Source organism: Roseinatronobacter ekhonensis (assembly GCF_900499075.1).
Classification (GTDB): domain Bacteria; phylum Pseudomonadota; class Alphaproteobacteria; order Rhodobacterales; family Rhodobacteraceae; genus Roseinatronobacter; species Roseinatronobacter ekhonensis.
Genome location: NZ_UIHC01000077.1, coordinates 1 through 8,463, shown reverse-complemented (window position 1 = coordinate 8,463; position 8,463 = coordinate 1). Strand labels below are relative to the sequence as shown.

The following is an 8,463-nucleotide window of genomic DNA, read 5'->3' as shown; positions in this document are numbered from 1 at the left end:
GACCACACAAACAGCCGTTTCCTTCATTGACACGTCGAGTCCCACAAAATGCTTCATCTTCTCCTCCATGCTGATGAAAGCGGTAGCGTAGCACGAGAGCTGTCCCTCTGATTACGCCATGTGGTTCCACGGGTGACCTTTTACGTTGCGAAGGTGCAGAAAACACAGGCCGAACCCCCAGGTCTTGCGGGCATCGGTCAGCCCGACCAGCAGATCGGCGATCTCTTCGTTCTCGGCACGCAACTTCGGGCCATAGCGATAGCAGGTCTCGCTGACCCCGAAGGCCCGGCAAGCAAGCGCAATGCTCGCCCCACGTCGCGCCACTGCATTCTCGGCCATCTCCCGGCGTTGAGATGGCCCCGTCACTTTTTTCCGAGGGCTTCCTTGAGCAAATCCGCCTGCATGCTCAGGTCCGCATACATCCGCTTCAACCGCCGGTTCTCGTCTTCCATCGCCTTCATCTGGCTGATCAAGGATGCATCCATCCCGCCATACTTCGCCCGCCATTTGTAAAACGAGGCGTTGCTCATGCCATGCTCGCGGCAAAGCTCCGTCACCGGCACGCCGCCTTCGGCCTGTCGCAGGATCGCGATGATCTGAGCCTCAGTGTATCTGCTTGTCTTCATTCGGAATCTCCTCGTTCATCTTGCCGAGAAAATTCTACTTATCCAGCCCCTTACTTTCGGGGGGGATTACCACTCCACCGCCTTCCGGGTGAAGCAGGATGCAGATGGTGCAGGCTCGGCGATGCATGGCCACCGAAAGGAATGTATGCGTGGAGGATAGTGCTGAACCGGGGCAGCCAGCCGCCGACGCTGATCAATTCGTTGAGGCCTTGAAGAAAGGCCTCAAGAACCACGCCATTAAAATCATGGAACAGACCGGCTTCGATGCCGACGCCGGGGACGGCCTGCCACTCCGGGTCTCGATAGAACTCGGCTTCATCGACATCGCATCGCAACTCCTTGTCGCTGGTGCTGATCCCAACGCGGCCGCCGGAAAGACCAAGTGCCCGATCGTTCTGGCGCTGGAAAACGAGTATTTTGAATTGGCAGACCTCATGCTGAGCAATGGCGCTGAGATCTCCATTCGAGATCAGAATGGCTGGACACCGCTCATTTGGGCCGCAATCAAGGGTCGGCAGAAGGTGGTTGCGTTCCTGATCGAAAGGGGAGCCGACATTCATGTTTGCAGCGATGACGGCTGGAACGCGATTACCGGAGCCTTCTTCAAGAACCATGCGCCGATCGTAAAGATTCTGGCCGATAATGGCGCGAAGTTCGGTGAAAAATATCGGGAGGCAGCCCTGCTTTCGGCCTACGAACACGGCTCCATAGACGTCGTGAAATCCCTGATTTCCGATGGGGTCAGCGTGAACATCGGAACAGCGGAAGGACAGCCGCTGCTCATTCTGGCCATCGCGCGTGGCGATCTCGAGATGCTCGACCTGCTCCTGGAGGCCGACGCAGACGCCAATATCCGGGACATCACCGGCAATCCAGCCTTGGTGAGCGCCATTGCGAATGCGCAGTATTCCTCAGCCATACGGCTAATTGAGCACGGTGCCGCCGTGAACGTCAAAGGGCCGAAATGGTCGGCCATCCATCTTTCCGCCCTGCATGGTCGCACGGACCTGTGCCGAGTCCTTATCGAGGCTGATGCGTCGGTTGATCAGTTGGGAGATTCATCGCACACGGCATTGATGCTCGCGTGCCAGGAAAAGCACGCCCCAACGGTGAAAATGCTGCTGGAGCATGGAGCAGACCCTCATCGCAAGAACTCGAAGGGATTGACACCTGACCAGCTCTCGCATGACATCCTGCACAAACCTACGGCAGCCACCGCAGCTCTGCGACAAGCCGGTAGTGGGTAATGCAAGTCGTTCGTGAGGACGTTTTCGAGGCCGTCAGGCGTGGATACAACGATCTCGAACTCGTTTCCGAGGAAGAAATTACGGCGTATTTCGGCGCCATAGATACGGCGAGCGTGCTGGGGCATTCCAACCATATCAAGGGAATCCTCTTCGAACAGGAATATGTCGAAGCCTTGGAAATGAGCGGAGTCGGCGCCAGCCTATTCGAGGCCACCAATCATCCCGGCACCGATGTCTTGGTGTTCGGTGGCATTGATGGGGTGACGGAGATCCACTTGAAAGCATCAGATTCCGTAAGCTATGTGACGAGTGCGATGCAGGAAGATCCTGAGATTGCATTTGCGGTCACTTCCGAAGTCGCTTCCCAGATCGGAGCCGATCTCATCATCGATACAGGGATCGAAAATGCCGCTCTTGAGGCCGCTGTCGAAGAGGCCTTGTTTGCCGAAGCCATTTCCCCGATCGGCGCATTCTCGCTGTTCCGACTATTCTTGGGCTTCCCATTTTAGCCTCGCTAATGTTGCAGAAGCCGCTTGTAACGGGCGAGACGAGATAAGAAGAATTCAAGAAGATCCGGAAAGTTTGCAAGATAATGGGGGAAGACTTGGCATCACAAGCAATCGGGCAGTTCAGTTCGTTCCTCTCCGAAGATTCGGGTCATGTTGAAATGACGCCATCTGAGCGGCTTGAAACCCTTCTCACGGATCAGTTGGAGCACGCGGCGGCGGCGAAAGAAGGTATCCGGCCATATGAGAGCCTGCGTGGTGTTGGAGATGCGATCAGCGGGGAATATGGCGATCGCGTCCTATTCGAGCTATTCCAGAACGCGCACGACGCGCACGCCGAGGGTAGCCACGGCTCGATCCTGCTGAAACTTGTCGTGCATGATGATAATCGTGCGGACCTCTATGTCGCGAATGCGGGCAAAGGCTTCGATTGGAGCAACGTCGACGCGATCCGGAACATCGGGTTGTCGAGCAAGTCTGTTGGAGAAGGAATTGGAAACAAGGGGTTAGGTTTTCGCTCTGTCGAAACGCTCACCGACGACGTGAGGATTTACTCACAGGCAGAGGCCAAGCGTTCGGAAGTGTTTGACGGTTTCTGCTTCCGTTTCGCGCAACGTGACGAGATCGAACAAGCGGCGAAGCGTGTGACGTCGCCCGAGTTGGCTGCCAAAGTAGCTCGCGACCTTCCGCGATACCTCGCTGCGATGCCGATCGATACGCAGTCTGAAGATATCGCCTTTTTCGCGAACGAGGGTTTCGCCACCGTGGTGCACCTGCCGCTGGAGGGACAGGCGGCAGTCTCCTTGGCACGCTCGCAGACAGTCGCGCTGGCGCAGGCCGAGGTCCCGTTGCTGTTGTTTCTCGAACGCCTCGAGAAGGTCATGGTGGAGATACACGAAGGCGGCCACGTCTCTCGGAGAAGGCTCACTCGAAAGGCCTTAGACAAGCCGGCGCCGGTCGAGGCCTCGAACATTCACTACGAGGTTGTCTCGATCGAGCCTGGCCGCCGCCGATACGTCGTGGCACACAAGTCCGTCGATCGCGAACGGCTGGAAGAAGCCGTCGAGGAGAGCATCGCCAGCGAGCCGCAACTCGCCCGCTGGCGTGACTGGCAGGGTGACCCCAAGGTATCGGTCGCGATCCCATTGAACGCCGCGGAAGCCGAACCGGGCAGGATATACAACTTCCTCCCCATGTCGGCCGAGATGGCGTCGCCACTGGCGGGGCATGTCGACGCCCCATTCTACGCATCGATCGACCGGCGGCGCGCCAACTTCGATCTTCCCCTCAACGCCTTCCTTCTCGACGAACTCGCGGACACGGCCGTGCGGTCAGCGCTCGAACTGAAGACGATCTCCGTTGTGGACGTCCGGAACGCTGTCTTCGACCTGGCAGCCTGGGACCCGGAAGACATGACCCGCCTGGCGCGTGTCTGCAAACTCCGGGGGCTCGACTGGTCGGAACTCGAGGTCGTCCCCGAGGCCGGACGGGAAGGCCGATGTTGTTCTCTGCAGGCCGCCTACGTCTGGAACGAAAAGGGCTACCGCCTGCTGCGCATGCCGCGCCTTATCAAGGCGGGCATCTCCGAGCTCGCTGATCCGGGCCTCGGCGCACGCCGGCTCAACCGACTTTGCGGCATGCTTGAGACGATCCCGCTCAGGGCCATGCCCAACGCGGAGGATTTGGCAGGATGGCTCGAGGCCGTCGCTGCCTCGCTTGTGGCCGACCGCTCCTCCGCCCGGACCTGGGAAACGTTTTATGAGGAATGCCGCAAGGCGCTGCCGTCGGTCCACGAACTCAGTAAACTTTGCGGCAAGAAGATCTTGCGAACGCGCGACGGCGGCACCGAAAATGCAATGGGCAACGAAACGGAGACACCTGTCTTTGTGCGCGAGGCCACCGGCCGGGGCAGAAAGACGGAGGGGGCTCCGCTGCCGCCGAAGGCGTTGGCAAGCAAGTTCTCGATCATGGACGACGCCGTGCCGTTGTCCGCCGAGGTTGTGAGGGATTTCGTCAAGGCCGGCCTCGTGAAGCGATACGACGCCCTTGAAGTGCTGGCGGAGATTTCCACGACGTTCGGTGACAGGCCCGCTCCGAAGCGGCGGGAGGCCGCGCTCAAGTGGGCGTTCGAGGTCTGGCGAGCGGAAGGCTCCAGAGCCGACAAGGTGCTGGCCCAAGCCGGTCTTCACGTCGAGACGGTGAGCGGATGGTGGCCAGCCAGCGAGGCGCGCTTCTCCGAAGGTTGGACACCTACGGGAAGGAACGTCACGACCTATCTCACCGAGACGTCGGTAGTGTCGCAGGACTGCGCAGCGGCTGCCCAAATGCTGCTCTGTTCCGATGCTGCCTGGATCCCGAAGTCGGCCCCATTGAAGAAGGACTGGGTCGAATTCTTGAAGGTCGCCGGTGTCGAAGACGGCCTTCCCCTCCTCTCCGATGAGACGGTCCCAACGGTCGGAACTCCGGCCGACATTTGGAGCGCCTTCTTCGTATCCAGGCGGGAGAATGCGGGACGCAACGCGCACTGGGTCGCGGCGAATGCCGAGATCGACCTGCCCAACCCCTATACAGACTATACGCGACAAGGTGAGCTGTGGCGGTTTCCCGGGCAAATCGAGCACAGCAGGATGCCGCCCGAAGCCCGGCGTCGGCTGGCCGAGCTGGCGATGGTGCAAGCTGCTCAGGACGATAGGGCTTGGGCGACGTGGCGCCTCGGCCGATACGAGAGATCGGCGACCGGTAAGAACGAGACCGAACTCCTCACGCCTGCGGCGACCTTCATGGCAAAATCGCGATGGATTCCGGTCGATGGAGACGACGAACGTTTTCTCCGTCCTGACGAGCTCTGGGCGAGCCGCGACGGGCGGAGGCGTCCACCGCGCTACTTGGATCGGCCGAGGGACAGGTTGGTCGAAATGGTGGAGAATAACGAGGTCCTCTCGACTGTCCTGTTTTCAGCGATGTTGGGACTGCGCGATTGGTCCGATCCGGATCATGCCCCCTATAAGCTGGACGCTATGGCAAAGAACGCGTCAAAGCTCCAGCCTCGGGAGCGGGTGGCCTTTCGCAAGACCTATCAGCAAGCATGGGAAGAGACCTGCTCAAACGAATTGGACGTTCCTGCCGACCTTTACATCTTCGTCGTCACGGCAAACGGAAGCACCGTCCTTCAAGGAGACCCCGAGGCCCCGCCGCGCGTTTTCGTAGCGGGCGACCCGTCCCTCCCGGAGACCAAGGCGGTTCTCGCAGCGGGAGAGGCGGTCTTGGAGCTTTCGGAGAAGGATACCGACACGGATCTTGTCGCTTCCGTGATCGCGAAACTTCGCGAGTGCGGTGGTTTTGACACGCATCCGGTCGACGCCGCGCAGGTTGGCGTCCTGGTCGACGATGCTCCGCTGGTCGTTTCGAACTCGGACCCGCTTCTGGTGGCTGGTGGGTTAGAATGGCTTGCGGAGGCGGCCGTGCTGTCGAACGAGGTCCTGGGACAAGGGTTCGAACGTCAGATCGTCGGCGGCACGGTGGCGGAGAGGTTGCGGCGCGTCCGACTGCGCCGGTGCGGGACCATCAGGCTATCGGTCGGGGGCATTGCCGTAGAGGAGCCTCTGCGCTTCTACGCTCTACCTGACGAAAACCATCCCACGTTGGTCGTGGGCGACCGGGAGGACCTGTCGTGGTCGGTTCTGGCGGAAGCCGCACCTACACTTTCGACGCTTCTCGACGGGCGTCTGCGTTCGTTCGAAACCCTGATGCTCCGCCTCGCCGCACGACGTCCGACATCGGATCCGAGACAGCGCCCGAGCGACGAAGATCTCGCCCGGGCCCTGGGGTGCAAGGTCAGTTTCGTGCAAGATCATTCTCACGCGATGACGACGGACCAGACGCTCATCATGGAACGCTTTGTCCCGATCGTGGCGTGCCTCACCGATCTCGCGACAGCCAATAACCTCTTCGAAGCACTGGGCAATTCATCACCTCGCTCCGAAATCGTGGAGACGTTGGAGAGCATCCGTGACCATCTTGCCTGTACACCTGAAGAGCTGGTCGAGGAACTCGGGAAACCCGACCTGGCGGACGTGCGCCGCAGACTCGACCTGGACTTCGGTGAGCTAAATCGGATGCTCGCCACGCTCGGCCGACCCGTGCTGAGCAATGCGGATGAGCTCAGGCGCCTGTTCGACACCTGGAAAAAAGAGCTGTCCAGCAAGGCACTCGAGCGTATCCGACGGCACTTCTGGTCCGACTTTGAAGCCGAACGATCGCTCGACGGCTACGTCTCGATGCGTGACTTGGACTTCCTCGAGTTCCAGGAGGAATGGGTCCTGGAACTCGAGCACCTCGCCAAAGCGGATGTAGGCGTGCTGTTCGATGCCATCCTCGACCAACGCCTCGGTCCGGATAGTGGAACGGAGCTGGAGCCGCTCGAAAAGGTGCGCAAGTCGTCGACAACCACGTTGCAGCGCTTCGTCGAAAAGAATGTCGGAATTGTCGGCGCATGGTGTTTCGCGAATGAATCTCCCTCCCCCTGGAAGGATGGCACTCTGAGCGTGGTGAAGGAGGTGAGCCGACAAGGTCTGCTGGACTTCGCCCGGGTCAAGGAAGGTGCCGAAATCGCAGTTCTGGACCGGGCTGGCCTTTGGCCGAGCGGCATGCCCCACACCGTCGACACTGATGCGCTGGGGCTAAAACCCGACGACCTTGAGGGCCAACGTGATCGCGAACGAAGACGCCAGGAGCGCCAGGAGACGGAAAAGCGTTCGATCAGCTTCGCAGGAACTTCGCTGGACACGCGAAGAGAGAATTTCGCGAAGTCGCTCGTCGACCTCGCCAACGGCTGCATGTCCGACAGCGACTGGCTGAGCCGCTCACGTCGCCGGTTCACCCTGGCGGAACAGGCGGAAGGCGATCGGCGCAGAGCCGCCCGCGGTGGCAAGAACGGCAGTCGTCGCAGGACAACCCGGGTCACCGAGGACGTCCGCTCCGCCATGGGCCTCGCCAGCGAGTATCTCGCCAGCCGTTTCCTGCAGGCAAAGCACAAGAAACGGTATGACGACCGCTGCTGGGTCTCAGAGAACCGAAGCCTGCTCGAGGTCGACTGGGAGGGAGACGACACCCTTGGATATGATTTCCGCATCCATACTGAAGCGGTCGAATGGCGCTACGAGGTCAAGTCCAACTTGGACGACGCATTCGAATTCGAGTTCTCGCAGAACGAGATGCGCGTAGCGGCCGAATGTTCCTCTGACGGCACCCGGAAGTATCGCATTCTGTATGTTCCCTTCGTGTTCGATCCCTCGCGATGGCGAGTGATGGAGCTACCGAACCCACTGAGCGCCGCCGGGCGGGGTCTCTTCAAGGAAATCGGCGCCGGGGCAACCCGACTAAAATTCGACATCGCACAATAGGATGGCTTCTAAGCGAGCAAATCTAATGCCAAGTGATGGCAGAGCTTGCGACCATGATACTCTGGCGGCCCCCTTCGATCTTGCCGCGGCGGATGCCTGTGTAGCTTCGGCTCATGAGGGTCTGCTGTCGTGTCCCAGATCGGCGCGGCGTTGCCGCACCCCTCGTTCACAGGGTTCACACCTTGGGGACTGGCTCGGGAAAACTGGTCAATCTCGCTCAGAGTATGGCAGCATGGCCCGGAATGCAGTCCAGGCCGCCCTCCCCGGCTAACCGCCCTGTGCCTGCCGAAAACCGTGCAATGGAAAGACAAGGGACGCGGGGAAATGCCTCGGGTCCCTGCTTTTGCCTCAGGTCGTCAAAGCCCGGTCGAGCGTCGTGCGATGTCCGAAAGACATGCCGCACTCCAGCGCACGTGCATGTCAAAAAAGGGCGGAACGAAGCACTGTCCAGAAGAGAACGTGACCTCACCGACGCGCACTGGCGCGAACTTCAGGCCCGCAAGATAGCGGGTATCGGCAGGTATTTACCGCACACGATAAAATGGCGGTGTCGATTAGAGCGCGTCCGGTTTGACCAGATTCAGGATTCCCTTACTTCATGATCCATGATTCCATGTCTTTGAGCAGATATGGAGATAACAGATGGGCAAACCACATCCACTTGCGTTGCGAGAGCGCGTTG

Annotated in this window: 3 protein-coding genes and 1 pseudogene; 3 read left to right on the top strand and 1 reads right to left on the bottom strand. The window is 59.9% G+C overall.

The features are described from left to right. Nucleotides 1-120: 120 nt before the first annotated feature. Nucleotides 121-626: pseudogene (locus ROE7235_RS17900) on the bottom strand (transposase); the annotation flags it as partial. A gap of 149 nt (nt 627-775) precedes the next feature. Between ROE7235_RS17900 and ROE7235_RS17895 the strand changes: the two are divergent. From ROE7235_RS17895 to ROE7235_RS17885, 3 genes are all read left to right on the top strand, one after another. Beyond that, nucleotides 776-1,873 carry an ankyrin repeat domain-containing protein gene (locus tag ROE7235_RS17895; RefSeq protein WP_183073571.1) on the top strand — a complete coding sequence of 366 codons (1,098 nt, stop codon included), beginning with the start codon at nt 776-778 and terminating at the stop codon, nt 1,871-1,873. Continuing rightward, nucleotides 1,873-2,382, top strand: coding sequence for a hypothetical protein (locus tag ROE7235_RS17890; protein WP_121097017.1), 510 nt, complete (start codon nt 1,873-1,875; stop codon nt 2,380-2,382). Before ROE7235_RS17895 ends, ROE7235_RS17890 begins: the two co-directional genes overlap by 1 nt. Nucleotides 2,383-2,477: 95 nt before the next feature. After that, entirely contained in the window at nt 2,478-7,781 is a 5,304-nt protein-coding gene (locus ROE7235_RS17885; protein ID WP_183073570.1) for a sacsin N-terminal ATP-binding-like domain-containing protein, read from the top strand. Nucleotides 7,782-8,463: the final 682 nt, after the last annotated feature.